The organism is Streptomyces sp. JH34 (assembly GCF_029428875.1).
Taxonomy (GTDB): Bacteria; Actinomycetota; Actinomycetes; order Streptomycetales; family Streptomycetaceae; genus Streptomyces.
Window position 1 is genome coordinate 2,525,141 of record NZ_JAJSOO010000001.1, and the last position, 26,215, is coordinate 2,551,355.

24 protein-coding genes and 1 pseudogene are annotated in these 26,215 nt (G+C 72.2%); 8 read left to right on the plus strand and 17 right to left on the minus strand.

What is annotated here, in order from left to right:
- Positions 1-59 precede the first annotated feature (59 nt).
- Positions 60-1,655 (plus strand): alpha/beta hydrolase, encoded by a 1,596-nt coding sequence (locus tag LWJ43_RS10875; RefSeq protein ID WP_277332080.1) that lies wholly within the window; start codon positions 60-62, stop codon positions 1,653-1,655.
- Between the two features lie 188 nt (positions 1,656-1,843).
- Here the strand turns inward: LWJ43_RS10875 and moeZ are convergent, their stop codons facing one another.
- The 12 genes from moeZ to LWJ43_RS10930 form a co-directional block, all read right to left on the minus strand.
- Positions 1,844-3,022, minus strand: coding sequence for an adenylyltransferase/sulfurtransferase MoeZ (moeZ, locus tag LWJ43_RS10880; RefSeq protein WP_277332081.1), 1,179 nt, complete (start codon positions 3,020-3,022; stop codon positions 1,844-1,846).
- Positions 3,023-3,106: 84 nt separating this feature from the next.
- Positions 3,107-3,934, minus strand: a complete 828-nt coding sequence (locus tag LWJ43_RS10885) for a spherulation-specific family 4 protein (RefSeq protein WP_277332082.1) — start codon at positions 3,932-3,934, stop codon at positions 3,107-3,109.
- The gene (locus tag LWJ43_RS10890) at positions 3,922-4,887 is read right to left on the minus strand and encodes an NAD-dependent epimerase/dehydratase family protein (protein WP_277332083.1); all 966 of its coding nucleotides are present in this window, start codon (positions 4,885-4,887) and stop codon (positions 3,922-3,924) included. The genes LWJ43_RS10885 and LWJ43_RS10890 overlap by 13 nt, the downstream gene beginning before the upstream one ends.
- Positions 4,888-5,022: 135 nt before the next feature.
- On the minus strand, positions 5,023-6,261 hold the full coding sequence (locus LWJ43_RS10895) for a hypothetical protein (protein ID WP_277332084.1): 1,239 nt from the start codon (positions 6,259-6,261) through the stop codon (positions 5,023-5,025).
- Positions 6,254-8,035, minus strand: a complete 1,782-nt coding sequence (locus LWJ43_RS10900; RefSeq protein WP_277335860.1) for a DUF3492 domain-containing protein — start codon at positions 8,033-8,035, stop codon at positions 6,254-6,256. The genes LWJ43_RS10895 and LWJ43_RS10900 overlap by 8 nt, the downstream gene beginning before the upstream one ends.
- Before the next feature lie 190 nt (positions 8,036-8,225).
- Positions 8,226-9,872 carry a dipeptide ABC transporter ATP-binding protein gene (locus tag LWJ43_RS10905; RefSeq protein ID WP_277332085.1) on the minus strand — a complete coding sequence of 549 codons (1,647 nt, stop codon included), beginning with the start codon at positions 9,870-9,872 and terminating at the stop codon, positions 8,226-8,228.
- Positions 9,869-10,858 (minus strand): ABC transporter permease, encoded by a 990-nt coding sequence (locus LWJ43_RS10910; protein ID WP_277332086.1) that lies wholly within the window; start codon positions 10,856-10,858, stop codon positions 9,869-9,871. The genes LWJ43_RS10905 and LWJ43_RS10910 overlap by 4 nt, the downstream gene beginning before the upstream one ends.
- The gene (locus LWJ43_RS10915; protein WP_277332087.1) at positions 10,855-11,853 is read right to left on the minus strand and encodes an ABC transporter permease; all 999 of its coding nucleotides are present in this window, start codon (positions 11,851-11,853) and stop codon (positions 10,855-10,857) included. Before LWJ43_RS10915 ends, LWJ43_RS10910 begins: the two co-directional genes overlap by 4 nt.
- A 2-nt stretch (positions 11,854-11,855) precedes the next feature.
- Positions 11,856-13,592: an ABC transporter substrate-binding protein gene (locus LWJ43_RS10920; RefSeq protein ID WP_277332088.1), complete on the minus strand. Its 1,737-nt coding sequence runs from the start codon at positions 13,590-13,592 to the stop codon at positions 11,856-11,858.
- A gap of 204 nt (positions 13,593-13,796) precedes the next feature.
- Positions 13,797-13,892, minus strand: coding sequence for an Ms4533A family Cys-rich leader peptide (locus LWJ43_RS32885; RefSeq protein WP_315985674.1), 96 nt, complete (start codon positions 13,890-13,892; stop codon positions 13,797-13,799).
- A gap of 89 nt (positions 13,893-13,981) precedes the next feature.
- Positions 13,982-15,304: a DUF3152 domain-containing protein gene (locus LWJ43_RS10925; protein WP_277332089.1), complete on the minus strand. Its 1,323-nt coding sequence runs from the start codon at positions 15,302-15,304 to the stop codon at positions 13,982-13,984.
- A gap of 8 nt (positions 15,305-15,312) precedes the next feature.
- On the minus strand, positions 15,313-16,278 hold the full coding sequence (locus LWJ43_RS10930) for an alpha/beta fold hydrolase (protein WP_277332090.1): 966 nt from the start codon (positions 16,276-16,278) through the stop codon (positions 15,313-15,315).
- Positions 16,279-16,389: 111 nt separating this feature from the next.
- Here LWJ43_RS10930 and LWJ43_RS10935 point away from each other — a divergent pair, with 111 nt between their 5' ends.
- From LWJ43_RS10935 to LWJ43_RS10950, 4 genes and pseudogenes are all read left to right on the plus strand, one after another.
- Entirely contained in the window at positions 16,390-16,605 is a 216-nt protein-coding gene (locus tag LWJ43_RS10935; RefSeq protein ID WP_277332091.1) for a hypothetical protein, read from the plus strand.
- Positions 16,606-16,773: 168 nt separating this feature from the next.
- Positions 16,774-17,416, plus strand: a pseudogene (locus LWJ43_RS10940) (TetR/AcrR family transcriptional regulator).
- Between the two features lie 135 nt (positions 17,417-17,551).
- Positions 17,552-17,779 (plus strand): DUF3107 domain-containing protein, encoded by a 228-nt coding sequence (locus LWJ43_RS10945; RefSeq protein ID WP_014154217.1) that lies wholly within the window; start codon positions 17,552-17,554, stop codon positions 17,777-17,779.
- A gap of 196 nt (positions 17,780-17,975) precedes the next feature.
- Positions 17,976-18,251 carry a hypothetical protein gene (locus tag LWJ43_RS10950; RefSeq protein WP_277332092.1) on the plus strand — a complete coding sequence of 92 codons (276 nt, stop codon included), beginning with the start codon at positions 17,976-17,978 and terminating at the stop codon, positions 18,249-18,251.
- 45 nt (positions 18,252-18,296) lie between these two features.
- Here LWJ43_RS10950 and LWJ43_RS10955 read toward each other — a convergent pair whose 3' ends face one another.
- The gene (locus tag LWJ43_RS10955; RefSeq protein ID WP_277332093.1) at positions 18,297-19,043 is read right to left on the minus strand and encodes a ferritin-like fold-containing protein; all 747 of its coding nucleotides are present in this window, start codon (positions 19,041-19,043) and stop codon (positions 18,297-18,299) included.
- A 474-nt stretch (positions 19,044-19,517) separates the two neighbouring features.
- Between LWJ43_RS10955 and LWJ43_RS10960 the strand changes: the two genes are divergently transcribed.
- The gene (locus LWJ43_RS10960; RefSeq protein WP_277332094.1) at positions 19,518-21,473 is read left to right on the plus strand and encodes a DEAD/DEAH box helicase; all 1,956 of its coding nucleotides are present in this window, start codon (positions 19,518-19,520) and stop codon (positions 21,471-21,473) included.
- A gap of 106 nt (positions 21,474-21,579) precedes the next feature.
- Positions 21,580-22,434 (plus strand): alpha/beta fold hydrolase, encoded by an 855-nt coding sequence (locus LWJ43_RS10965; RefSeq protein WP_277332095.1) that lies wholly within the window; start codon positions 21,580-21,582, stop codon positions 22,432-22,434.
- Between the two features lie 33 nt (positions 22,435-22,467).
- Here the strand turns inward: LWJ43_RS10965 and LWJ43_RS10970 are convergent, their stop codons facing one another.
- Positions 22,468-23,379: an NYN domain-containing protein gene (locus LWJ43_RS10970; RefSeq protein ID WP_277332096.1), complete on the minus strand. Its 912-nt coding sequence runs from the start codon at positions 23,377-23,379 to the stop codon at positions 22,468-22,470.
- Between the two features lie 209 nt (positions 23,380-23,588).
- Between LWJ43_RS10970 and LWJ43_RS10975 the strand changes: the two genes are divergently transcribed.
- Positions 23,589-23,741, plus strand: a complete 153-nt coding sequence (locus LWJ43_RS10975; protein WP_014154223.1) for a hypothetical protein — start codon at positions 23,589-23,591, stop codon at positions 23,739-23,741.
- A 122-nt stretch (positions 23,742-23,863) separates the two neighbouring features.
- Here LWJ43_RS10975 and LWJ43_RS10980 read toward each other — a convergent pair whose 3' ends face one another.
- From LWJ43_RS10980 to LWJ43_RS10990, 3 genes are all read right to left on the minus strand, one after another.
- Entirely contained in the window at positions 23,864-24,469 is a 606-nt protein-coding gene (locus tag LWJ43_RS10980; RefSeq protein WP_277332097.1) for a MarC family protein, read from the minus strand.
- A gap of 111 nt (positions 24,470-24,580) precedes the next feature.
- Complete coding sequence (locus tag LWJ43_RS10985; RefSeq protein ID WP_277332098.1) at positions 24,581-25,447, minus strand: PHP domain-containing protein; 867 nt, start codon at positions 25,445-25,447, stop codon at positions 24,581-24,583.
- 98 nt (positions 25,448-25,545) lie between these two features.
- A complete protein-coding gene (locus LWJ43_RS10990; protein ID WP_277332099.1) occupies positions 25,546-26,190 on the minus strand; it encodes a DUF6758 family protein in 645 nt (214 codons plus the stop codon).
- Positions 26,191-26,215 lie beyond the last annotated feature (25 nt).

Below are 26,215 nucleotides of genomic sequence, written 5' to 3' on the forward strand. Positions count from 1 at the left end.
CGCCACTCGCATGGCCCCCGCCCCGCGCGGTCCCCCGCGCCCCGCCGCACGATGAGTCCATGAGGACCTCCCCCGCTCTGCGCGCCGCCGCCCTCGCCGCAACCGCCTCCGTGCTGCTGCCACTGGCCGCCTGTTCGGACGACGGTGACGGGGGCACGGGGAGCTCGACGCCGTCGTCCGCCTCGACGGCGGCCCCCACCGCGACGCCGGGGAACCTGTCCTCCCAGAAGCTCGACTGGAAGCCGTGCCAGGCCCCCAACGAGGCCCAGGGCAGCGGCACGTCCCCCTCACCGCTCCCGGGCGGGACGTCCTGGCAGTGCTCGTTCATGGACGTCCCCCTCGACTACGCGGACCCGGAGGGCCGGACCATCGAGCTCGCCCTCATCCGCGCGGCCGCCAAGAACAAGGACGAGCGCATCGGATCGCTGATCTTCAACTTCGGCGGGCCGGGTGCGTCCGGTGTCGCCACACTGCCGTCGTTCGGCACCGCCTACGACTCGCTCCGCGCCCGCTACGACCTGGTGAGCTTCGACCCGCGCGGGGTCGGTCGGAGCCAGGGGATCGAGTGCGCGGACGACGCCACGCTCGACGCGCGCTACGAGCAGGACGGCTCCCCGGACGACGCCGCAGAGGAGAAGGCGTTCGTCGAGGGCCAGAAGTCCTACATCGCCGACTGCGAGGAGAACTCCGGGGAGGAGCTCCCCTACGTCGGCACGACGAACGCGGCCCGGGACATGGACCTGCTCCGCCAGGTGCTCGGCGACGACAAGCTGTACTACTTCGGGATCTCGTACGGCACCGAGCTGGGCGGTGTCTACGCCCACCTGTACCCCAGGACGGTCGGCCGGGCCGTCCTGGACGCGGTCGTCGACCCGACGGAGGACTACCTCAAGTCCTCCCTCGGCCAGGCCGAGGGCTTCCAGCTCGCCCTGGACAACTTCGCCGCCGACTGCGCCCGGCGCGACGACTGCCGGCTCGCCGGCGCCACCGCGAAGGAGGTACAGGACGGGATCGCCGCGCTCCTCGCGAAGCTCGAGAAGAAGCCCGTCCCGGGGCTCGGCGAAAGGGAGCTGACCGCGACCCAGGCCACCACCGGCATCGTCTCGGCCCTCTACTCCAAGGAGACCTGGCCGCTGCTCGAACAGGGCGTCGACGAGGCGGACGGCGGCAACGGCGGACTGCTGCTCGCGCTCGCCGACTCGCTGAACGGCCGCTCCGAGGACGGCCATTACGACAACTCGAACGCCGCCAACACGGCCATCAACTGCGCGGACTCCAAGCAGCGGTTCACCCTGGAGCAGACCAGGAAGGCGCTCCCCGAGTTCCGCAAGGCCTCCCCCGTGTTCGGTGACTACCTCGGCTGGGGGCTGATGGCCTGCACGGGCTGGCCGGTCGCGGGTGCCCAGGACACCCCCGACGTCAGCGCGCCCGGCTCGGCCCCGATCCTGGTCGTCGGCAACACCGGCGACCCGGCCACGCCGTACGCCGGCGCGAAGGCGATGGCCGCCGAGCTCGGCAAGGGGGTCGGGATCGAGCTCACGTACAAGGGCGAGGGCCACGGGGCGTACAACGGCGGCAGCACCTGTGTGCAGCGGACCGTGGACGCCTACCTGCTCGAGGGGAAGGTCCCGAAGTCGGGAACGGTCTGCGAGTGACCGCTCGTCGGACGCCCCGGCGGACGTGCCGCCCGGACCGCGCCGGGCGACGGCCCGGGACGCGGGGAGGAAGCAGACATGGGTGGACGCGGACGGGCCCGCTGGCGCGCCGCGCCGGCTGTCCGGACACACGTAGGGGGCCGGCTCCGTCTGCCGGAGCCGGCCCCCACCTACGTCATGCCACCGGTCTAGTAGACCGGCTTCTCGGGCTCGACCTGGTTGACCCAGCCGATGACACCGCCGCCGACGTGCACCGCGTCGGCGAAGCCCGCCGACTTGAGGACCGCGAGGACCTCGGCGCTGCGGACACCGGTCTTGCAGTTCAGGACGATGCGCCTGTCCTGCGGAAGGTCCTGGAGGGCGCTGCCCATCAGGAACTCGTTCTTCGGGACCAGCCGGGAGCCCGGGATCGAGACGATCTCGTACTCGTTCGGCTCGCGGACGTCGATGATCTCGATCTTCTCGTCGCCGTCGATCCACTCCTTGAGCTGCTTCGGAGTGATCGTGGAACCGGCCGCCGCCTCCTGGGCCTCCTCGGACACGACACCGCAGAAGGCCTCGTAGTCGATGAGCTCGGTGACGGTGGGGTTCTCGCCGCAGACCGCGCAGTCGGGGTCCTTGCGGACCTTGACCTGGCGGTACTGCATCTCCAGCGCGTCGTAGATCATCAGTCGGCCGACCAGCGGGTCACCGATGCCGGCGAGCAGCTTGATGGCCTCGTTGACCTGGATGGAACCGATGGACGCGCAGAGCACGCCCAGGACACCGCCCTCGGCGCAGGAGGGAACCATGCCGGGGGGCGGCGGCTCCGGGTAGAGGCAGCGGTAGCAGGGGCCGTGCTCGGACCAGAAGACGGAGGCCTGACCGTCGAAGCGGTAGATCGAGCCCCAGACGTACGGCTTGTTCAGCAGGACCGCGGCGTCGTTGACCAGATAGCGGGTGGCGAAGTTGTCCGTGCCGTCCACGATCAGGTCGTACTGGGCGAAGATGTCCATCACGTTGTCGGCCTCGAGCCGCTCCTCGTGAAGGACCACGTTCACCAGGGGGTTGATCCCCTGCACGGTCTCCTTGGCCGACTGGGCCTTGGACTTGCCGATGTCGGCCTGGCTGTGGATGACCTGGCGCTGCAGGTTCGACTCGTCGACCTCGTCGAACTCGACGATGCCGAGCGTGCCGACGCCGGCCGCGGCCATGTACATCAGAGCCGGCGAGCCGAGGCCGCCGGCGCCGACACAGAGCACCTTCGCGTTCTTCAGCCGCTTCTGTCCGTCCATCCCGACATCCGGGATGATCAGGTGGCGGGAGTACCTGCGGACCTCGTCGACGGTGAGCTCAGCAGCTGGCTCGACCAGGGGTGGCAGCGACACAGGAACCTCAACAATGCAGGTGGTCGGTTTCTACGTACTTCATCTACGTACGGTTGTTCTCCCGTAACACTGCCACGCCGCTCCTCATTCCGAGATACCGGGTCCGATCCGCGAGACGAATTCGTCCCAGTAGCTGGGCAGTGCCGCGAATGGGTCGTTCTGCCCCCTCGTGCCGTCCCGGTCCGTGAAGAAGATCGTGCCCGCGCCCTGCCAGCGGGCGATGCGCATGGCCTCCTCCAGGTGCGTGCGCGGGACCCCGTGGACGAAGTGGGCGAAGCGGCCCGGTTCGTACGACGCGGTCCACTCGGCGACCTGCGACCAGCGGTAGTCGGTCCACGCCCCCCGGAAGGTGACCAGCTGGTCGGCGGCCTCGGCGTAGCCCGGGTACGGGTGGGTGTCGTGCCCCAGGACGAGCCGTCCGCCCTCCTCGTCCGCGCTGTCGCTGTCCGCCAGGAGCGCGGTGAGGGTACTGGTCAGCCGGCGGACCGCGGGGAGCCCGTCGCGGCCGGCCGGGCAGTGGTCCAGGTAGAAGCCGCCGACGCGGTACCAGTCGAGGTAGGACCGGGCGTCGGCGACCAGATCGCCGAAGGGGCGGCTGCCGAAGGTGAGGTCGAGGTGGCCCAGCAGCCTGCCGCCCGAGGCCCGGACGGTGTCCTCGGGCACCTCCCCGTGCAGGGCCCGTTCACGGGCGTTGCGCAGTCGGCCGGCGGCCTCCAGGCAGTGCGGGTCGGGCCGCGTGCCGGGCCCGTCGTCGATGTTGAGGACGGCCCAGTGCAGCGGTGTGCCCGGCCGGCTGAGCCCGGCCCACTCGGCGGGCGCCAGCAGCGGGTGGGCGTATCCCGGCACCCCGACGCCGAGCTGCTCGGCCCCGCCGGTCAGCAGGGTGGACCCGGTGCTCGTCAGATACGGCACGCGGCCTCCATCCAGATGTCCGCGAGGGACTCCTCCAGATTGATGCGGGGGCGCCAGCCCAGCCGGTCCCGGGCGGTGCGCACATCGGCCTGCTGCCAGGCACCGCAGCCGTCGGGGTAGGGGGACGGAGTGGCCGCGAGGTGCTCCACGACCGACTCCGCGGAGGTGCGCGGGGCGCCGATGGGGAGCCTGGCGGGAGGGGTGTCGAGCTCGTGGAGCGCGCCCGGGTAGCCGGCGACCCTGGCGAGGACCGCGGCGGCGTCGCGCAGTCGCACGGCCCTGCCGGTGCCGATGTTGACGACGCCCTGGGCGGCCGAGAGCGAGGCGGCGTGCACGGCGCGCGCCACGTCGCGTACGTCCACGAAGTCCCGCTGCACCCCGAGGCCGCTGAGTTTGAGCTCGGGGTCACCGGTCTGCATGGCGCGGCGCATGGTCTCGGCGAGCCGGCCGAGCGGCGAGCCGGCCGGGGTCCCGGGGCCCACCGGTGAGAAGACCCGCAGCACGACCGCGTCCAGACCGGAGCCGAGGACCAGTTCGGTGGCGGCGAGCTTGCTGACGCCGTAGGGGCCTCCCGGACGGGGTACCGCGTCCTCCGCGGTGGACGAACCGGGCTGCGAGGGCCCGTACTCGGAGGCGCAGCCGACCTGCACGAGCCGCGCGCTGCACCCGCTGCGGCGCATGGCCTCGCAGACGGTGGCCACGGCGACGGTGTTGTGGCGGGTGAGGTCACGGGCTCCGCCGCGGGTGGCGCCCGCACAGTTGACGACGACCCCGGGGTGGACGGCGTCCAGGAAGCGGGTGAGCGCTCCGGGACTGCCGCCCGCGAGGTCGAAGCGCACGTCGGCGTCGTCGCCGCGGCCGAGTGCTGTGAGGTGCACGGCGGGATCGGCGAGCAGGCGGTCGGCGACGAAGCGGCCGAGGAACCCGTTCGCTCCGAGCAGCAGAACCCTCATCGCGCGCCCCCTCGGTGCCGACGGCTGACTGCCGGTGGGAGGGATTGGGGGGTCATGTCCGGTGTCTCCTTGAGGAAGGTGTGTGCGGTACGGGAAACCCGCGGCGTCGGCTCCGCGGGGGTGGGCGGGCGGCGGTCAGGCCGAGGCGTGGGCGGACGCCCGGGTGAGGGCGACCGATGCGTGGATCAGCAGCACGGACGCGGCGGTCCCGCAGGCGAGGACGGCCACGCCGCCGGGTCCGGCCGCGGCGACGACGGCGTCGACCGGCCGGGCGAGGAGGCCGAGGCCGGGCAGCCGCCCGGCGAGGACCAGGAAGGGGGCGGCCACCTCGACGGCGCAGGCGGCGGCGAGCCCGGTGGCGGCGGGCTCAGGGAAGCCGTGCACGGCCAGCAGGCGGGCCACCAGCAGCAGGCCGCCGAGGGCGACCGGCCCGAGGAGCCCGGTGCCCGGCCCTGGGTGGCCGAGGCCGGCGAGGTACAGCAGCCCGGTCAGAGCGCACAGGAACAACGCGACGACACCGAACAGCACGGGGCGTACGCGCGCGCCGAACTCCGACAGCCCGTGTGACCCGGCGAGCCGGCGGCGGGCGTGTGCGGCGAACAGGTGGGCGCACCAGGCCGCGGGGGCGAGGGCCGCGGAGAGTCCGAGGAGGGGGGCGGGCGCCGCCGTCCAGTGCCCGTCGGGACCGCCGCTGATGACCTGGGTGAGCAGGTCTTCGCCGTACACGGCGTAGCCGAGGAGCCAGCAGACGTACAGGGTGACGCCCCCGGCGCCGGCCCGGGCGTGCAGCGGACCCGCGCGCAGACAGAGCCGGAGCGCGAGGAGGACGAGCAGCGCTCCGGCGGCGGTCACCGCGCACCTGGCTCCGCCGCCGAGCACCCCTTCCGTGGCCCTGAGCGCCCCGGCCGTCGCGAGGCAGGCGGCACCGGGCAGCAGGGCCGTCAGCGTCCAGCCGGCACGCGCCTCCCCGCCCGGGCCGGGCCGTGTGACGTGGGCCCGGGCGGACCTGCCCGCGAGGGGGACGCGGGCGTAGAGCTCCTCCGCGAGCGAGAAGACGTCGCGGTGCCGGTAGCGTGCGGCGGTGCGGTCGGTCAGGCCGTGCGCTTCCAGGCCGGCCGCGATCTCCAGGGGGTCGACGGCGCTCTCGCAGAGGTCCCGGTGCCGGTGCATGAGCACCTTCACGGGGTCCGCGGGACCGCGCCGGACCGGGGATCTGCGCGCCGGGTGGTACGCGATCTCGGGTGCCCTGACCGCGGAGCGGACCGCCCCCGGTCCCTTGCCCGCGGGCTCGGCCCCGGTGCCCGGGTCCGGGGCCCCGGCCGGTCCGCCCTTCGGGGGTCCTCCGTGGTCGTGGCCGTTCGTGTCGTCACGCATCGCTGTCTCCCGCCTCGCGTGCGCCCGCGCACACGCCCTCCGCGCCGATGGCCCAGCTCGGCACCCGGGGGGCACCGGCCGCGGCCCCTACGGCGACCGGTCCGGGAGGCAGGGCGCCGAGGACGTGGGCTTCCGGGGGCGTGGCGAAGGGGCGCGGGGGTCCGGCCGGGTCCCGGGGGTCCACCTGCGCCGCCCACCGGGCCGGGGCGTGCCCTGCCAGGTCCAGGTAGATCTCGCGGAACGCCGCGAGGTTCTGCTCGACGGTGAAGAGTTCGAGCGCCCTGGCGCGCGCGGCCGCACCCAGGCGCGCGCGGCGCTCCGGGTCGCGCAGCAGCGCGACGCAGGCGTCGGCGAGCGCCCGCGGATTGCGCGGGGGCACCACGAGCCCCGTACCGCCGACGACTTCGACGACGGCGCCCACGTCCGTCGAGACGGTGGCCCGCCCGCAGAACATCGCTTCGACCAGGCTGATGGGAAAGCCCTCGACGAGGCTGGACAGAACGACGACACCGCCCGCGGCGTACGCCTCCGCGAGGTCGGGCACCTCGGGGCCGCCGATCTCCTCGAAGGTGACCGGGTTGTCGCCGGCGGTGTGCGCGTCCGTGGCCTCGTCGGGGAAGAGCTGCACGGCGAGGGCCTTGCAGTGGGCGAGGTAGGTCTCCCCTTCGGCACCCTGGACCGGCGCGCCGAAGATCCGCAGCCGGGCGTCCGGCTCGGCCCCGCGCACCTCTTTGAAGGCGTGGAGCAGGGCGATCAGGTCCTTGGCCGGTTCGATCCGCCCGATCCACACCAGCGTTCCGGGGCCGCCCGCGTCGTCGCCCTCCCCCACGTGCCCGAACCTCTCGGCCTCCATGCCCGGGTAGACCGTGCGCAGCTTGTTCCGTTCGGCACCGAACCGCTCCTGCCAGCGCCGGACGTGGGTGTTGCCGGGGGTGACGATCGCGGCCTGCCGGTAGACCTCGGAGGCGAGCAGCCCGTGGAAGGTGGCCAGCATGGCGCGCACCGGCGCGCCGAGAGGGGCCCTGGGCGCGAGGTAGTGGGCCCGCAACGGCACTCCGTGCTCCGTGACCAGCAGCGGAACGCCGAAGAAGCGTTTGGCCAGCAGCCCCGGGAGGGCCGCCGTGCCGCCGGAAGCGGCATGGCAGAGGTCGACCGCGCCGAGGCCGTCCTCCTCGTACCAGTCGAGGGCAAGGGGGCGCAGGGCGCGCTCCAGCTCGGCGGCGAAGGAGAGGTAGTCGGGGACGGTGGCACTCTGGACGGTCCGCACGGCGCCCGGGGCGCGGCAGGCCGACTGCACGATGCGCGCACTCGTCTCGGAACGCAGGGCGTCGTGCAGTCCACCGCGTTCCCGCGCCAGCTCGGCGAGGCCGTAGAGGCCTTCCGTGAAGCGGCCGGACGCCGCACCGGCGTCCGTACCGCCGCACTCCGGCCCGGTCTCCGCGCCGGCGCAGACGGCGCCGACGAGCGCCGTCACGTGCGCCGTGAAGCGCCGTCGGTCCCGCCGTCCGTACGAGCGCCCCAGGCCGGTGGCGAATCGGCCCGTGCGGCGCGGGTGCCGGGCGTCCTGCTCGTGGTTCCACATCGGCGCCGTCCGCACCCGTCCGACCCTGTCGGGCAGTCTGACCCAGCCCTGTTTCTCCTGGTCGGCGGAGCGGCTGAGCGCGAAGAGGTCGAACTCGTGCTGGGGCAGACCGCGCACCAGACGGTCGCACCAGAGTCTGGACTCACCGGTCGCATACGGATAACCACCGTCCGTGAGGAGTCCGATCCGCACGAGCACACCCCCGATCTCCCTTGTGGGTGGCCGCCGTTGATCGGCGGCCTCACAGCGGGACGACCGTATGCGGACAGACAGGTGGTGCGACGGACGGTTGTCCGTCGCACCACCGAAAGGGGTGAACCGGCGTAACTTTCCCGCGCCAGTCGCGTTCTGTTGCGACGATTGAGCGGTCGGTGACGTCGGGTCAGGCTGCGGCCAGCTCCGAGCGGGCCGCACGGCGTGCGGCGGCGTGCGCGGGGTCGAGCGTGGGCACCGCGGCCAGGAGCTGTCTCGTGTAGGCGTCGCGCGGTGATCCGTAGACCTCGTCGACCACGCCCTGTTCGACGATCCGGCCCTGCCGCATCACCGCCACACGGTCGCTGACCTGCCGCACCACGGCCAGATCGTGCGCGATGAAGACGAGTCCGATACCGAGTTCGCGCTGGAGTTCGCCGAGGAGCGCGATCACCTGGGCCTGGGTCGTGACGTCGAGCGCGGAGACCGGCTCGTCGCACACGATCAGCTTCGGCTCGGCGGCGAGCACGCGCGCGATGCCGATCCGCTGACGCTGCCCGCCGCTGAACTCGTGCGGATAGCGCTCGTACCGGCCGGCGTCGAGACCGACTCTCTCCAGCAGTCCGCTCACGCGGTCACGGATCCGGGCCTCGTCGGTCTCCCCGGCCGCGCGGAGCGGGTCGGCCACGGACTCGCCGACGGAACGGCGCGGGTTGAGCGAGGCGACCGGGTCCTGGAAGACCATCTGGAGCTCGCGGCGGAACGGGCGGACGGCCTTCTCGGGCAGCGAGCCGATCTCCCTGCCGCCGTACCGGAGCCGGCCGGACGTCGGGTCGTCCAGCCGCACGAGCATGCGGCCGAGCGTCGTCTTGCCGCTGCCGCTCTCCCCCACGATGCCGAGGGTCTCGCCGGCGTGGACGGTGAGCGAGACGTCGTCCACGGCGGTGACGCGGGAGGCGCCCCGGCCGAACTCGCGCCTCAGGCCGACGGCTTCGAGGAGCGGCCCTGAGTCCGGGGGCGCGGTCCTCGGGCCGGGGACGGTGCCCGCGGGCCGCCTCGCGTCGACCCGGGGCACCGAGGCCAGGAGCTCGCGGGTGTACGGCTGCCGCGGCGCGCCCAGCACCTCGGCGACCGGTCCTCGCTCCACCGCCCGGCCGTGCCGCATGACCAGGACGTCGTCGACGCTCTCCGCGGCGACACCCACGTCGTGGGTGACCAGCAGCAGCGCCGTCCCGGTCTCCCGGCGCAGGTCGTGCAGCAGGTCCAGGATCTGCGCCTGCACGGTCACGTCGAGGGCGGTGGTCGGCTCGTCGGCGACGATCAGCCGGGGTTCGCAGGCCAGAGCCATCGCGATGAGCGCGCGCTGGCGCATCCCGCCGGAGAACTCGTGCGGACGGGACCGGGAGCGGCGGGCCGCGTCGGGGATGCCGACCCGGTCGAGGACCTCCACGGCCCGGGCCCGGGCCGCCCGCCGGGAGACGGAGTTGTGCACCCGGTAGACCTCGGCGATCTGGTCGCCGACCGTGTAGTAGGGGTCGAGGGAGGAGAGCGGGTCCTGGAAGACCATCGCCGCCTTCGCCCCCCTCAGCGCGCGCAGTGCCGCCTCGTCGGCGGATCCCACGTCCGTACCGGCGACGCGGACGGTCCCGGTGACCCGGGCGCCCGTGCCCCGGTGCAGTCCGAGCAGCGCGGAGGCCGACGCGCTCTTGCCGGAGCCGGACTCCCCGACGACGCCGAGGGCGCCGCCCGCCTCCAGTGTGAAGGAGAGTCCGTCCACGGCGCGGACGGTACCGAAGTCGATGGTGAGGTCCTCGACCTGGACCAGCGGTGTTGTCATGACAGGACCACCCGTCGGTCGGCCAGCGCGTACAGCATGTCCGCGACGGCATTGGCGAGCACCACGAAGAAGCCGGTCACCAGCACCATGCCGACGACCACCGGCAGGTCGACGACCTTGACGGCGTGGACGAGTTCGCGTCCGATTCCCGGGATCCCGAAGAGCGATTCGGTCAGGACCGCGCCGCCGAACATGCTGCCGAAGTCGAGCGCGCTGAGCGCGATCACGGGTGCGACCGCGCCGCGCAGCGCGTGCCGCCCGATGACGGCCCGCTCGCTGACGCCGTACGCGCGGAAGGTGCGCACGTGGTCCTCGGCGAGCGTCTCCAGCATGGAGCTCCTGGTCAGGCGGGCGTACTTGGCGGACTCGATGAGCGCCAGGGACACCCAGGGCAGCAGCAGCCCCCAGGCCCACTGCTCCGGGTCCTCGGTGAAGGGCACGTAGGTCGGCGACGGCAGCCACTGCAGCGTGGAGCAGAAGATGATGATGAGCAGCAGGCCGATGACGAAGACGGGCGTCGCCGTGCCGGCCAGGGTCAGCCAGGTCAGGAGTCGCTCGGTGATCCGGCCCCGCCGCCACACCGACAGGACGCCGGTGCCGACGCCGAGCAGGATCCAGCAGAGGAACGCGCCGACGACGAGCGAGCCGGTCACCGGCAGCTTGGTGAGGATCAGCCGCGTGACCTGCTGGTCGCTCTGGTACGAGACCCCGAGGCAGGGTGCGGAGCAGTGGTCCACGCCGGTCCCGGTGGAGAAGTCCCGCCCCGCGACGATGCCCTGGAGGAAGTGCCAGTACTGGGTGTACACGGGGTCGTCGAGCCGGAGCTGCTCGGTCACCTGGGCGACCTGGGCGGGCGAGCAGCGCGGACCGCACGCGATCTGGGCCACGTCGCCCGGGGCCACGTAGAAGACGGCGTACAGGACGACGGTCAGGGAGAGGAGCACGAAGACGGCCCCGCCGAGCCGTCGCAGCAGGAAACCGGTCACGACGCCCGCTCCTTCGTGTGTTCCTCGCGGCCCGTGCCGACGCTCAGCCGGGACGCGGCCCTGGGGTCGAGCGCCGTGCGTACGCCCTCGCCGAGGACGGTCAGGGAGAGCACGGTGACGAAGAGCAGCCCGGCCGGCAGCAGGAGGTAGGTGGGGGCCGACTGGTACCAGGTGTCGGCCTCGGTGAGCATCTGTCCCCAGGACGGTGTGGGCGGTTTGATGCCGACGCCGAGGAAGGACAGGGCCGCCTCGACGGTGATGTTGACGGGGAAGAGCAGCGCGGCGTACGTGATGACGGGCGCGGCGAGCGACGGCAGCAGTTCGCGCCGGGCGATGCTCCACCGTCCGCGTCCGCTGAGCCGGGCCGCCGAGACGAAGTCGAGGGTCTTCAGGGCGAGCGCCTGGGCGCGCACGATCTTCGACGTGCCCGCCCAGTTGATACCGCCGATGACCAGCGCGATCAGGACGGGCCGGGGGAACGAGGGCGGTACGACGGCGAGCAGTCCCAGGGCGATGACCATGAGCGGCAGGGCGACGTTGATGTCGGTGATGCGGCTGAGGACCTGGTCGAGCCGTCGGCTGCCGAGGGCCGCCGCGAGTCCGACCACCACGCCGATCGTGACCTGGAGGAGGGTCGCGGCGACGGCCACGCCCAGCGAGACCCGGGCCCCGTAGACGATGCGGGCGAACAGGTCGCGGCCGGTCTGCGGTTCGACGCCGAGCCAGTGGTCAGCGCCGATGCCGCCGAAGGAGCCCATGGGCACCCCGCCGGCCGCCGAGTCGACGAGGTCGGGGTGGAAGGTGTCGGGGTCCTGGCCGGCCAGCGCGGCGAGCAGGGGCGCGCAGAGCGCGGTCAGGAAGAGCAGGAGGACCACGACGGCCGCGGCGGTGGCCGCGCGCTGTGCGCGCAGCCGCCGCCAGAACTGCCGGGCCCCCGAGGCGGGGGCGGCGAGGGGCGCCGCTCCCGCCTCCTGGGCCAGAAGTGCTTCGGACATGGTTACTTGACCGCGGCCTGGGAGATGTCGAGCACGCCGGTCCAGTCGCTGATGACCACGTTCTTGACGTCCTGGCCGAAGAGCCGCTTGTAGACCGGGTGGAAGAGCGGCACCGTCAGTGCCTGCTCGCCGATCTTCTTGTCGAGCGCGCCCCAGCGCGTGGCGGCGGCCTTCAGGTCGGTGAGCTTGTTGATCTCGTCGATCTCCTTGTTGACCGAGGCGTCGTCGAGGAAGGCCGTGTTGAAGTTGGCTCCGTCCTTCACGATCTGTCGGCCGTCGAAGATCGGCGCGAGGAACGGGCCGCCGGAGGGCCAGTCGGCACCCCAGTGCGCGAGGAAGAAGCCCGGCTCCTTGGACGCGCTGTGGATGGTGTCGGAGTAGTCGTTGCTCTCCAGGCCCTTGAGCTCGACGGTGATGCCGGCCTTCTTGAGGGCGGCCTGGATCGCCGTGGCGATCTCCGGGCTGGTCTCGAAGTCCTTGTCGTTGGAGTGCGTGAGGGTGATCTTCAGGCCGTCGGGGTGACCGGCCTCCTTCAGCAACTCCTTGGCCTTCGCGGCGTTGCCCGTCTCGCCCGCAGGGAAGTGGTCGTAGGGCGTGTAGCCGAAGGACTTCTGGTTCGGCAGGTAGGTGGTGGCGGGCTCGGCGAGCGAGGAGCCGCCGGCGGCGTTGATCACGGAGGAGCGGTCGACGGCGTAGGAGATCGCCTGGCGCACCTTCGGGTCGTCGAAGGGCTTCACCTTGGGGTTGAAGGCGATGTAGTTCGTGTAGCCGAAGTGGCCGGTGCCGACGCGGGCGGCGAGCTTCTTGTCGCCGGAGACCTTGGCGAGCTCCGCCGGGCCGAGGTTGGTGTCGGTGGTGACGGCGGCGGCGTCGGCGCCCTGCGAGGCGGAGAGCCGCTGGTTGATGACGGCGGAGTCGAGTCCGGAGCGTACGTCGATCCTGTCCGGGTAGGCCTTGCGCTCCTCGTCGGTGGCGGCCGACCAGTGCGGGTTGCGCTCCAGGACGAGCCGCTCGCCGTCGTTCTCGTTCGAGACGACCTTGTACGGGCCCGAGGAGACCGGGTGCTCCTCGTACTTGGTACCGGTGTCCTTGGCCTTCGGCACAGGGGTCGTCTGGGTCTGGGTGGCGAGGTACGGGAACTCGCCCTCGGGCTTGTTCAGGTGGAAGACGATGGTCCTGTCGTCCGGGACCTCGATGGAGTCGAGGCCCTTCTCGTCCTTGTAGGGGCCCTGGTAGTCGGCGCCGCCGATCAGCCAGTCACGCAGGTAGGGCGCACCGCCGGAGAGTTCGGCGGCGAACGACCGCTCGATGCCGTACTTGATGTCCGCGCTGGTGATGGCGGTCCCGTCCTCGTACTTCAGCCCCTCCTTGAGGGTGTACGTCCAGACGGTGGCGTTCTTGCTGGGCGTGCCCAGGTCGGTGGCCAGGTCGGGGACGACCTGGGCGCCCGCCTCGCCGTTCTCGCGGTTGCGGGTGGTGAGGGTGCGGAACACCAGGGAGGGGACGTTGCCGCCGCCTGAGGTGTAGAGCCGCGCGGGGTCGAAGTCCTCCTGCGGGTTGCTGTTGAGGACCGTGAGGGTGCCACCCTTCCGCGGCTTGCCCGAAGCTCCGGAGCCGGCTCCGTCGCCCCCGTCGTCGTTGCTCTGGGGGCCTGCGCAGGCCGCGAGACCGGCGACCAGGGCGAGACTGACAGCGGCGGCGGTTGCCACGCGGCGCGATATGACGGACGGCTGACTCATCGGAAGATGACCTCTCGGTGTACTGCGGCAGGGTGAGGAGACAGGTCCGCACGGGCGCAGCAGGTCCTGCCCGGTGGGGAGGGAAGGAACCGGAGAAACCGAACTGCCGCGCCTGCGGACGGAATACGCCCGGGCGCGGCAGAAGAACGGCCGAGGAGCCGAAAGGGCTCCTCAGGGGGTGGCCGACGCGCGCTCGAGCAGGCGTCAGCGACAGAGAATGTCGGCTACGCAGTGCCCGGCCACGCCGAGGAGCGCCAGCTCAAGGGCGGCGCGCTCGGAGGATGCGGGGCTGCGTGACATGCGGAGAAATATGAACGACGCCCTCCCCCGATGTCAACGCGCAATGAGACGTTCGTCCCACCATGTGGACGACCCGGCCTTCGGCCGGCTCAACTTCCCGGGTACACCCAGGGGTTGGGGCGGCACTTGACGCCGTCCAGGTCCAGGGTCTTGGTCTGCTGCTGCATCACGGGCGCCAGGGCGCCGGGCGTGCGGCAGCTCACGTGGTTGTGCCCCAGCCGGTGGCCGACCTCGTGGTTGATCAGCATCTGACGGTAGGCCAGCAGCTTGTCCGGCCCGAAGGTCGAGGCACCCTGCGCCCAGCGGTACGCGTTGATCATCACGCGGTCCGTGGCGGCCGAGTCGCAGGAGACGTTGTCCTCCGTGGTGTCCAGCCCCGACTTCTCGCACCAGTCCGCCGTCGTGCCCGGACTCGCGAGGGTGATCACGAAGTCCGGCTCGCCCGACGAGATCCGCTCGAAGGTCATGGCGCCGTTGTGCGCCCAGCTGCGGTCGTCGTTGAGCGTCTTGTGCACGGCCTCGGCGAACAGCCCGGAATCGAGACCGAGTCCGTGCTCGACATCGATCCGGTACCGGTACATGTGGCCCTTGCCCGGCGCCTTCGCCAGCCCCGGCACCGCGTCGAACTTCCCGGACGCCTTCAGGTCGGGCGCCAGCGGAAAGGCGGTGGCCATCTTCTGCGCGTAGGACAGGGGCTTGACCTCCCGCTTCTGCGTCTGAGGGGCCGTCCGGTCCACCGAGCGTGAGGTGTCGTCGGAGTCCTGACGGCCGACGCCGGCGGACTCCCGGCCGTCCCTCGCGCCGCCCGTGTCCTGCGCCACCTGTCCGGCCACCACGACCGCGAGGACCGTGGTCACGGCGGCGGCCGCGATCCCCGTGAACGTACGGCCCTTGCCGCCCTTGTCGCCCTTCGCGCCGGGGGTGTCGCCACCCTCGGGCTCGTCGGGCCCGTCGGGGGTACGGGCCGTCTCCTCGGGAGCGACCGGTGCCGTGGGGCGCGAAGGTGTGGTGTCGAACGCCTCCAGGAACTCCCGGCGCGGGCCCGGTATCAGCGCGCCGGTCTCCGGACCGGCCGTGCGGCGCCCGGCATCGGCCCGCTGCGCCGCCTGCTGCCGCGCCAGGGCGGCCTGCCCGGCGCGGAAGACCTCCTGGCCGGCAGGTCCGGTCGGCTCCCGCCGGCTGTCGTGCAGCGGCTGCGGTCCGGTTCCCCAGCCACCGCCCGGCTCGCGCTGTTCGGGGTGCCCGCCGCGCACCCGCGGAGCGTCGCCGAACGGATCGCCGCCTTCCCGCGGAGGCGGTGTCGCGGCGTCCCGCCCGCGTCGGCGGCCGGTGCCACGCTCCGCAGCGGCGCCGGCAGGGGCCCCGCTGTCGTGTCGTGTGGCCTCGGGGCCCTTTCGGCTGTGTCGTCCCACGCCCCGGATCAGCTCCCGCCACGTTCGTCGAGCAGTTCCCGGAACGCCTGGGCGACCGCCTCCGGGTACTCCATCATCGCCACGTGCCCGGCGTCGGGCAGTGTGAGCAGGCGCGAGTCGCGGAAGGCCGCGGACGCCCTGCGTGCCATCCGGTACGAGACGAGCTGGTCCCTTCCGCCGTACACGAGCAGGGTCGGTGCGAGCACCCGCTCGGCCTGGCGCCACAGCCCGTGCTGTCCTCCCAGCGTGTAGGCATCGACGATGCCCCGTGCCGAGCGCGTCATGGCGTCCCAGAAGTACGGCAGTTCCAGCCTGCGCTCCATCTCGGCCACCGCGTGACGGAAGGCTTCGTCGGAGATTCGTGCCGGATCGCCGTAACAGAGTGCCACGGCGCCACGGGTGTGCTGCTCCGCGGTCCACCCCCGGGTGAGCCGGGCGAACAGGGAAGCGACCCCCGGCAGTGCGAGCAGGGCCGTCGGCACCGCGGGCCGCTGGACCCGGATCTCGGGCAGGGCCGGGGAGATCAGCGTCAGCGTGCGCACCAGATCGGGCCGGCCGGCCGCGATCCGGGTGGCGACGGCGCCGCCCAGAGAATTACCGAAAAGATGAACGGGCCCGCGCCCGCCGGCGTCCAGCAGCCGGATCACCGCCCGGGCGTGTCCGGTGACGGAGTAGTTGCCGTCGTCCGGCGGCGGGGAGTCCCCGAAGCCGGGCAGATCGACCGCTTCGCTGTCGAGCGTGTCCGTCAGCAGCGGCATCAGCGCCGACCAGTTCTGGGAGGAGCCGCCCAGGCCGTGCACGAAGAGGGCGGGAGCGGACTCCGCGGTCCCGGCCGGGCGGGAGCGGACGGTCAGGGTGAGACCGGGCAGCGCGACGGAGCGCAACTCCTCCCCCTCCGTGACCCGGACGGCACTGACCGTGGGTGCCACCGCGGCGGCGGCGGCCTGGGAACCGGGCAGCTCGGTCGAAGGCATGCGGCAATGTTACGAGATGATCACGCGGTGGTTCGTGTGTTCGCGGTCACAGGCCGCATAGCGCCCCCGGAAGGTTGCTCCTAGGCTGCAAGTGAAGGGAAGGGAGCCATCATGACGGTCGACCCGAGCGACCCGGAGACCTTCGAGGATCCGCAGCCGGACGCACCGGACCCCGAGGCACCGGAAGCCGACAGTGCCGAGCAGCAGGCCGCCGTCCGGCCCGAGCGGGACGAACCCCTCTCCGGCATCGACCGCGGCACCGTGAACGAGGCCGACGCGGCTGAGCAGGCACGCGTCGTCACACAGGATGAGGACGATTACCGGTAGAACGCACCGCTTTGCGGCAGGGGCCGAGGTGTCTGCGGGTTCCGCAGCCGTCCGGTCCGTGAAATTCTGCGTCCGCGCCGCGCACACCCGGGTTACTGAAAAGTACGATGTCCCCACGGCGCAGCGTGCACGGTACGACTGTGTTCGAACACGATTTTGGGAGGCGGCGTGACAGCCATCGAGCAGACAGAGGCGGCGCGCCCGCGGGGGCACCCGGCTGCCCCGCCGTGCCCGACGCAATCAGCTGCTGGGCGCCGCGCAGGAGGTCTTCGTCGCCCAGGGCTACCACGCCGCGGCGATGGACGACATCGCGGAGCGGGCGGGTGTCAGCAAGCCGGTGCTCTACCAGCACTTCCCCGGCAAGCTGGAGCTCTACCTCGCCCTGCTCGACCAGCACTGCGAGTCGCTGCTCCAGGCGGTCCGCACGGCGCTCGCCTCGACCACGGACAACAAGCTGCGCGTCGAGGCGACCATGGACGCCTACTTCGCCTACGTGGAGGACGAGGGCGGCGCCTTCCGCCTGGTCTTCGAGTCCGACCTGACCAACGAGCCGGCGGTCCGCGAGAGGGTCGACCGGGTCTCGCTCCAGTGCGCGGAGGCCATCTCCGGCGTCATCGCCGGCGACACGGGGCTGTCCAAGGACGAATCGATGCTGCTCGCGGTCGGTCTCGGCGGGGTGTCCCAGGTCGTGGCGCGGTACTGGCTGTCCAGCCCGTCCGGCATCCCGCGCGATTCCGCGGTGCAACTCCTGACGTCGCTGGCCTGGCGCGGCATCGCCGGGTTCCCGCTGCACGGCACCGATCAGCACTGAGCCGGGCGTGACCCGCGGCGGGTGTTCGCTGCGGGCGTTGCCGGTCGACCCGTGGTCCGTCCTTTCACCGGGCTAATGTGTCCTGCGTACGGCGCGGTTCACCGCGCAGAGACGGACCGTCGGAGGGACATAGCCGTGGAGGTCAAGATCGGGGTGCAGCACACGCCCCGCGAGATCGTTCTGGAGAGCGGGCTTTCCGCCGAAGAGGTCGAGAGCGCGGTCAGCGAGGCGCTCAACGGCAAGGCGCAGCTGCTCAGCCTCACGGACGACAAGGGCCGCAAGGTCCTGGTGCCGGCCGACCGGATCGCCTACGTGGAGATCGGCGAGCCCAGCGCCCGGCGGGTCGGATTCGGCGCGCTGTAGCCCGCGCGACGCGGCGGAAGAGGTGGAGGCCCGGCGGAGGATTCCGCCGGGCCTCCACCTCTTCCGCTCCGGATCCACTCCCCTTCTTCCCTCGGTGGGGTTCACGGGAGCGGAGTGAGGATTGCGTTCCGCGGGCCACGGGTAGGACCGACTGGGACCGACCGACCGCCACGCAATCAAGCGAGGTGACCCCTCCGTGCTCTGGGAATCCATCAGCTCCGTCGTGCTCGGGCTCGCCCTGTCCTGGGCCGCGCTCCACTACCTGCCCGGCCGTCTCCCGGCCTCCTCCCGCGTGGTCTTCGTCACGGGTGCGCTGGGTGCCCTGTTCGGCGCCTACCTGATGCACTCGACGCTCGGCTCGGGCCACGTCCTGGCGACGCCCACGGGCGCCGTGCTGGTCGGGGCGGTGACCCTGTCCCTGCTGATCCGACCGCGCGGCAGCCGGCCGGCACGGTCGGCTGCGGTCCAGTAGGGACCGGCCGCGGGTCGCCGACCGGCCGGCGACCCGGCGGGCCCGTCAGGCGGCGAGCCCGAGGGCGGCCATCCTCTTGGTGTGGGCCTCGGTGATGCGGGAGAACATCCTGCCGACCTCGGCCAGGTCGAACCCGTCCGCCACCCCGCCCACGAGCATCGTGGAGAGGGCGTCGCGGTCCGCCACCACCCGCTGGGCCTGCGAGAGCGCCTCGCCCATCAGCCTGCGCGCCCACAGCGCGAGCCTTCCGCCGACCCGGGGCTCCGCCTCGATGGCCGCCCGCACCTTCTCCACGGCGAAGTTGCCGTGGCCCGTGTCGTCGAGCACGGAGATGACGAGGGAGCGGGTGTCGGAGTCGAGACGCGCCGCGATCTCCCGGTAGAAGTCGCTGGCGATCGAGTCGCCGACGTACGCCTTGACCAGGCCCTCCAGCCAGTCCGACGGGGCCGTCTGGCGGTGGAAGTCGTCCAGCGCCTTCGCGAACGGCTCCATGGCCGCCGTCGGAGCCTCCTGGATGGCCGAGAGCCGGTCGGTGATCTGCTCGAAATGGTGGAACTCGGCGGACGCCATCTTTGCCAGTGCAGCCTTGTCACCGAGTGTCGGCGCGAGTTTGGCGTCCTCGGCGAGCCGCTCGAAAGCCGCGAGTTCCCCGTAGGCGAGCGCACCCAGGAGATCCACGACCGCGGCGCGGTACTGCGGGTCTGCGGACGCGGTGGCCCAGTCCTGGGCGGCGATTCCGGTCGGTGCGGGCGCTTCGTCCGGTGCTTCAGTGGCGTTGTCAGGCGTCTCCATGAAGCGCAGAATAGCCCGAGCCGACGACGTCGTAAGGGCCCGGTCGGCAGGAGACATCACACCCTTCCGATGAATTCGCCCGACACGTATGCGCGAATCCGGGGTACAGTGGTATTGCGCTTGCTGAGCATTTCCTGTGCCACGAGCGCGACCTTGAATGAGGATGCCCGGTCGGTGGCCCGATCGGCTCCGACCCGACAGCCCTCCACGCGGGGCGTACACCATGTACGACCGCAGATGAGGGGCCCCCTCAGCGGCACGAACGCTCGAGCGACGGCAGTGGTCCCGCGCCACCCGGCCCATCCACGGCCGGATGACCAACCCCGGCACGGTACGACCCCCAGCGTTCGCCTTCGGGCCGCGTCTCACAGAAGAGGCAGCACCCTGACTACGTTCCGCGACCTCGGAATCCTTACCGAGACGGCCGAAGCCCTCGAGGCGGTCGGCATCACGTCCCCCTTCCCCATCCAGGAGATGACGCTCCCCGTGGCGCTCTCCGGCTCCGACGTCATCGGCCAGGCCAAGACCGGCACCGGCAAGACGCTCGGTTTCGGCCTCCCGCTCCTGGAGCGCGTGACCGTCCCCGCCGACGTCGAGGCGGGCCGCGCGGCGCCCGAGAAACTGACGGACGCGCCGCAGGCGCTCATCGTCGTCCCCACCCGCGAGCTCTGCCAGCAGGTCACCAACGACCTGCTGACCGCCGGCAAGGTCCGTAACGTCCGCGTCCTCGCGATCTACGGCGGCCGGGCGTACGAGCCCCAGGTCGAGGCCCTCAAGAAGGGCGTCGACGTGATCGTCGGCACCCCGGGCCGGCTCCTCGACCTCGCAGGCCAGCGCAAGCTCGACCTCTCGCACATCCGCGCCCTCGTCCTGGACGAGGCCGACGAGATGCTCGACCTGGGCTTCCTGCCCGACGTCGAGCGCATCATCACGATGCTGCCGCCGAAGCGCCAGACCATGCTGTTCTCCGCGACCATGCCCGGTGCGGTCATCAGCCTGGCGCGCCGGTACATGTCGCAGCCGACGCACATCAACGCCACCTCGCCCGACGACGAGGGCACGACCGTCAAGAACACGGCGCAGTACGTCTACCGCGCCCACTCGATGGACAAGCCCGAGATGGTCTCCCGCATCCTGCAGGCCGAGAGCCGCGGACTCGCGATGATCTTCTGCCGTACGAAGCGGACGGCCGCCGACATCGCGGAGCAGCTGGAGAAGCGCGGCTTCGCGTCCGGCGCGGTCCACGGCGACCTCGGCCAGGGCGCCCGTGAGCAGGCGCTGCGCGCCTTCCGCAACGGCAAGGTGGACGTCCTCGTCTGCACCGATGTCGCCGCGCGCGGCATCGACGTCGAGGGTGTGACCCATGTCATCAACTACCAGTCGCCGGAGGACGAGAAGACCTACCTCCACCGCATCGGCCGTACCGGCCGCGCGGGCGCCAAGGGCACCGCGATCACGCTGGTCGACTGGGACGACATCCCGCGCTGGCAGCTGATCAACAAGGTGCTGGACCTGAAGTTCCCCGACCCGCCGGAGACGTACTCCACCTCTCCGCACCTGTACGAGGACCTCGGCATCCCGGCCGGCACCAAGGGTGTGCTGCCGCGTGCGGAGCGGACCCGCGCGGGTCTGCGGGCGGAGGAGATCGAGGACCTCGGCGAGACGGGCGGCCGCGGCCGCAAGTCCGCCCCCGCCGCCGCCGCGCCCCGTGAGGAGCGCGCGCCGCGCACGCCGCGCCAGCGTCGTCGCACCCGCGGCGGCAGCTCCCTCGAGGAGGGCGCCGTCACCGTGCCGGCACCCGCCGACGGGGCGGCCGGTGAGGACACGTCGGAGCCGCGCACCCCGCGCCGCCGTCGCCGCACCCGCGCCGCCGCCGAAGCCGTGGCGGAGGCCGCGGTGACCGTGGTGGAGGCCCCGGCCGCCGAGCCCGTGGTCGTACCCGAAGCCGAGCCCGCCGCGGAGGAGAAGCCCCGCCGTCGCCGCACGCGCGCCACGGCCACGGCCACGGCCACGAAGCCTGCCGTCGCGCAGGCCCCGGCCGCCGAGCCCGTGGTCGACTTCCAGACCGTGGCCGTCGCCGCACAGGCGGCGGAGCCCGTGGCCACCAAGCCGCGCCGCCGGGCCCGTGTCGTGAAGCCGGCCGACGAGGTCGACTTCCAGATCGCCCCGGTCTCCGAGCCCGTGCCGCAGACCAGGGCGCGCCGCAGCACCCGGAGCGCGGCGAAGCCGAAGACCGAGGCCGTCGCCGACACGGCCGCCGTCGAGGAGGCCGCGGAGACCAAGCCGCGCCGTCGTCGGCCGCGTGCCGCCGCGGAGAAGGCGGAGGCCGCCGCGGTGACCGTGGCGACGGACGGCGAGGCGGCTCCCGCGAAGCCGCGCAGGCGCCGTTCCCGCGCGGCGGCTGCCGCCACCGAGACGACCGAGGGCTGATCCCCGGCCGCAGTCACCTTCGTACGGCCCCGGTCCCCGCAGTGCGGGGGCCGGGGCCGTACGTCCGCCCGGGCATGTCCGGGCCCCCGGGGATACGCTCGGCCCCATGAGCCGGCCGCCCACCTTCACCCCGCCCCCCTGTGCCCGTGCCCGCGTACTGCGTACCGAGCGCGGGGACTTCGCCGCGCTGGACGCCACGCCGGCTGCCGGCGCGCACTCCACCGCCCTCCTGCTGCCCGGGTACACCGGCAGCAAGGAGGACTTCATCGCGCTGCTCGAACCCCTCGCCGAGGCCGGGTTCCGCGTGCTCTCCCTCGATGGCCGCGGGCAGTACGAGACCGAAGGGGACGGCCGTCAAGAGGCTTACGTCCAGGCGGAGTTGGCCCTTGACGTGCTGGCGCAGGCCGCCGCCGTCGACGACGTTCCGGCATCCGGCGGCATCCATCTGCTCGGGCACTCCCTGGGCGGGCAGATCGCCCGCGCGGCCGTGCTGCGGGACGCCTCGCCCTTCCGCTCGCTGACCCTGATGTCGTCCGGTCCCGCCGAGATCGACCCCGCCCAGCAGAAGAAGGCGCGGCTGCTCAGCGACGCGCTCGGCCGTTGGACCATGGCCGAGGTGTGGCGGATGATGCGCGCGATGGACCCGCCCGAGGACGCGGACACCGGTGACGGCGAGGACCTGCGCCGCCGCTGGATGCGCCACGACCCGGCCCAGCTGATCGCCACCGGGGCGCAGCTGTCCTCAGAGCCGGACCGGGTGGCCGAGCTCGCCTCGCTGGCCCTGCCCGTGCACGTGATCTCGGGCGAGCGCGACGACGTCTGGCCGGTGCCGCTGCTGGACGACATGGCGCGACGGCTCGGCGCCCGGCGCACCGTCATCGAGGACGCCGAGCACTCCCCCAACACGGCCCGGCCGGTGGAGACCGCGGCGGCCCTGGTCTCGTTCTGGAACGGCGTCTGACGCTCCCCCGCGCGTGCCGTGGGGGCAGCGGCGTCAGTACTGCGCCTGCAGGTGCTGCCAGAAACCGTCGCGCAGCGCCCGGCGCAGATGGGCGTGGCCGCGCAGCGAGTGCTGGAGGAGGCGTTCGGCCTCGACGAGCAGGTCCTGGTCGACGGAGCCGGGGAGGTACGGGCGCCCGGGCAGCAGATCGGCCAGGGCCTCCCTGCCCCGCGAGGAGAGCCAGCCGGCGGCGATCTGCGCGCCGACGAAGCGGACGTCCTCACGTGAGGGGGCGGGGCTGTCGTCCTCGTACATGGTGACGGAGCGCCTGGTCACGTACGGGCGGCAGAAGTCGAGGTCGAAGGTGCGCTGGCTGTCGACCTCCCACAGCAGCGGCTCGGCCTGGTTCCGGCCCTCGCCGGCCTCGATGCCCCAGAGGTGCACGCGGGCGCCGTAGCCCTGGGCGGCCTCGACGGCCGAGACCAGGTCCTCGTCGCCGCCGACGAGTGCCGCGTCGCTGATGGCGCGGTGCCGGGCGAGCGACTCCAGGTCGGTGCGGATGAGTGAGTCGACGCCCTTCTGCTGGTTGTTGGCGTTGAGGTTGCCGAGCCTGACCTTGACGTCGGGGAGTTCGGCGATGGCCTGCTGCTCGACGGTGTGGATCCGGCGCCTGGCCCCGTCGTACCAGTACACGCGCAGCAGCCGGCTGTCGGCGAAGATCGTGCGGGCCTTGTCGATGAAGGCCTCGATCAGTCCTTCGGCGTCCAGGTCGAAGGACCGGCGGTCCTCCGTGCCGGTGACGAGCAGCCCGGCCGCCGCGTAGACATAGCCCGCGTCCACGAAGATCGCGTGGGTGGAGGGCGTCTTCGACACCTCGGCGAGCACCCGCAGGAGCAACTCGTTGGTGCGGTCCAGCTGATCGCGGATTCCGGACCCTTCGTCCGTCCGCGCGTCCGCGTGACTCATGCGGACCTCATTGTCCGCGCATGACTGATTACCGACGGGTACTTAGACATCCAAAAAATTTCCTTAGCGTAGGGAATGTTTGCGCAGGGCAAGCCGTTGTACCCCTTGTGGAGCGCGAGGCGCAGGCGTCTTGCGCTCCCATCCTTGCGGACGGCCAGACCGTCCTCCCAGTAGTTCTCCAGCAGGAGGATCAGACGAAGGGAAGCCATATGCGCTTCGAGATCATGCGACTCGACGACGTCGACGGTACCGCCGTGGACAGCACCGTCGTGGACGCCGCCTCCGTCAACCGGATCGTGCAGCAGGCCGCCGCCATGGGCCAGCGCATCTACATCCGGCCGGCCGACACGTCGGCTTCGTAACACCTTGCATCGCTTCGTGTCGCTGATTTCGAGCGGATGACGAGCTGAAGACGAGGCGCCCCCGCACGGAAGGTCCGTGCGGGGGCGCTGTGGTGTCCGGCCCGTGTCCGGACACCCGGGTCTCAGGAGTTCTGGATGACCTGGGTGACGCCGTTGATGATCTGCTGCACCGCGATCGCCGAGAGCATCATCCCGGCGAGCCGGGTCACCAGGACCACGCCGCCGTCCTTGATCACGCGGATGATCAGCAGCGAGTACCGCATGGTCACCCAGAGCACGAGGTGCATGGCGACGATCGCCGACCAGACCGAGATCTGGCCGGAGGTCCCGTCGGCGTTCTGCACCGCGAGGATCACCGAGACGATCGCGCCGGGGCCGGCGAGCAGCGGCATGCCGAGCGGCACCAGCGCCACGTTGACGTCCTTGGTCTGCGTCGGCTCGTCCGTCTTGCCGGTGAGCAGGTCCAGCGCGATGAGCAGCAGGAGGAGACCGCCCGCGATCATCAGCGCGGGCACCGAGACGTGCAGGTAGTCCAGGATCTGCTGGCCGAGCAGACCGAAGACGGCGATCACGCCGAAGGCGACGCCCACGGCCTGCAGGGCCATCCTGCGCTGGACCTTGGCGGGGCGGCCCGCGGTGAGGGCCAGGAAGATCGGGGTGATTCCGGGCGGATCCATGATCACGAAGAGGGTGAGGAAAAGGGATCCGAAGACAGCGATGTCGAACACGGTGAGCCTTGCGAGTGGGGAGCGGGCCGAACAGGAGGATGCGTGCGCCCGCGCACCACGGGACAGCCGGGCACACGGTGACGCGACAGGGGAAGAGGGGGCGGGGCCCCGTTACGCGGGGAGCGGTCCGCCGGCGCCCGGCACGGGGAACGCCCCCGTGGCGCGCCGGGTGATCTCGCCGTAGATCTCGGGGTCGGTGGTGTACTCCCCGAGGTGGACGGTCTTGCGGCTGCCGTGGTAGTCGCTGGACCCGGTGGGCAGCAGCCCCAGATCGGCGGCGAGCCCCCGCAGCCGTGCCCTCGTGGGCAGGTCGTGGTCCATGTGGTCGACCTCGATGCCGTCCAGCCCGGCCTCGGCCAGCTCCGCGATCACGTCTTCGGGAACCACAGCACCCCGCTTGACGGCGAGCGGGTGGGCGAAGACGGTGACGCCACCCGCGGCCTTGACCAGCCGGACCGCGTCGAACGGGTCGAGTTCGTGCTTGCCTGCGTACGCGCGCCCGCCGTTGCCGAGCCAGGCCGAGGTGAAGGCGTCGGAGACCGAGTCGACGACCCCCAGCTCCACGAGGGCGGTCGCGACGTGGGGGCGGCCGACGGAGCCGTTCCCGGCGATCCGCGCCACCTGTTCCCAGGTGATCGGGACGCCCAGCTCCTGGAGTCTGACCACCATGGCCTGCGCCCGGGGCACCCGGTCGTCCCGGACGAGCTCGCGCTCCCGGGCCAGTTCGGGCTCGGCCGGGTCGAAGAGGTACGCCAGCATGTGCAGGCTGACGCCGCCGACCTGGCAGGAGAGCTCGGCGCCGGTGACGAGCGTGAGGCCCTCGGGGAGGGCTGCCGCGGCCTCCGCGTGCCCGCCGACCGTGTCGTGGTCGGTCAGGGCGACGACGTCGAGGCCCGCCGCGGCGGCGTTGGCCACCAGCTCGGCGGGGGTGTCCGTGCCGTCGGAAGCGGTGGAGTGGGTGTGCAGATCGATGCGCACGACGCGTACTCCAGTGCTGGCGGACGGACAGGGGGACGCTCAAGGATAACCGCCGGGCGTCACCCTTACGGCCCCCGTTCGCTGCCGCGCACACCAGGTCAGGGCGGTGCGATCAGCCGGGGGGTGAGCGCTCCGCACGGCAGGAGGTCCACTTCCCCGCCGGCGTCGCGCAGATCGGTCAGCACCAGTTCGTCGTACATCAGGAGGCCTGACTGCTCGGGCCAGACGATCGCCCAGAGCCACAGCCCACACGCCTCGCCGGCGAAGACGGCCCGGTCGGCGGGGGCGTCCTTGACGTGCCAGAGCGGGGTGGGGTGCCCCGCCGCGAGGACCTTGGCATCGGGGGCCGCGTCGACGCGGAGCCCGGAGCCGGGATCGAGGCCGTCGATGCCGGCGTAACGCGCACCGAGCCCGACGCCGAGTTCCTCGGCGACGAGCAGCAGTTCGGCCATCCCGCCGAGCGGCCCGGGGCCCGAGCACGCGACGGCGGTGGCCCGGCCGCCGCTGCGGTCGTCACCTGCGTACGCCGCGCCGGTGAACAGCCAGCCCACCGGGAGCGGCCAGGGCATCCACACCGGCACCTCGGCCCGGTGCACCACCACGCCCAGCGCCTCGACGCTGGGTGGGACCACCGGCTGCATCGGGTGTACCTGGCCGTGCGTGGAGCACTGCCAGGCATCGGCGAAGAGGCCGGGCGCCCTGACCCGGCCACCACACTTCGGGCAACTGGGTTCGCCCCTCATAGCGCCCAACGGTCCTCCCCGCTCG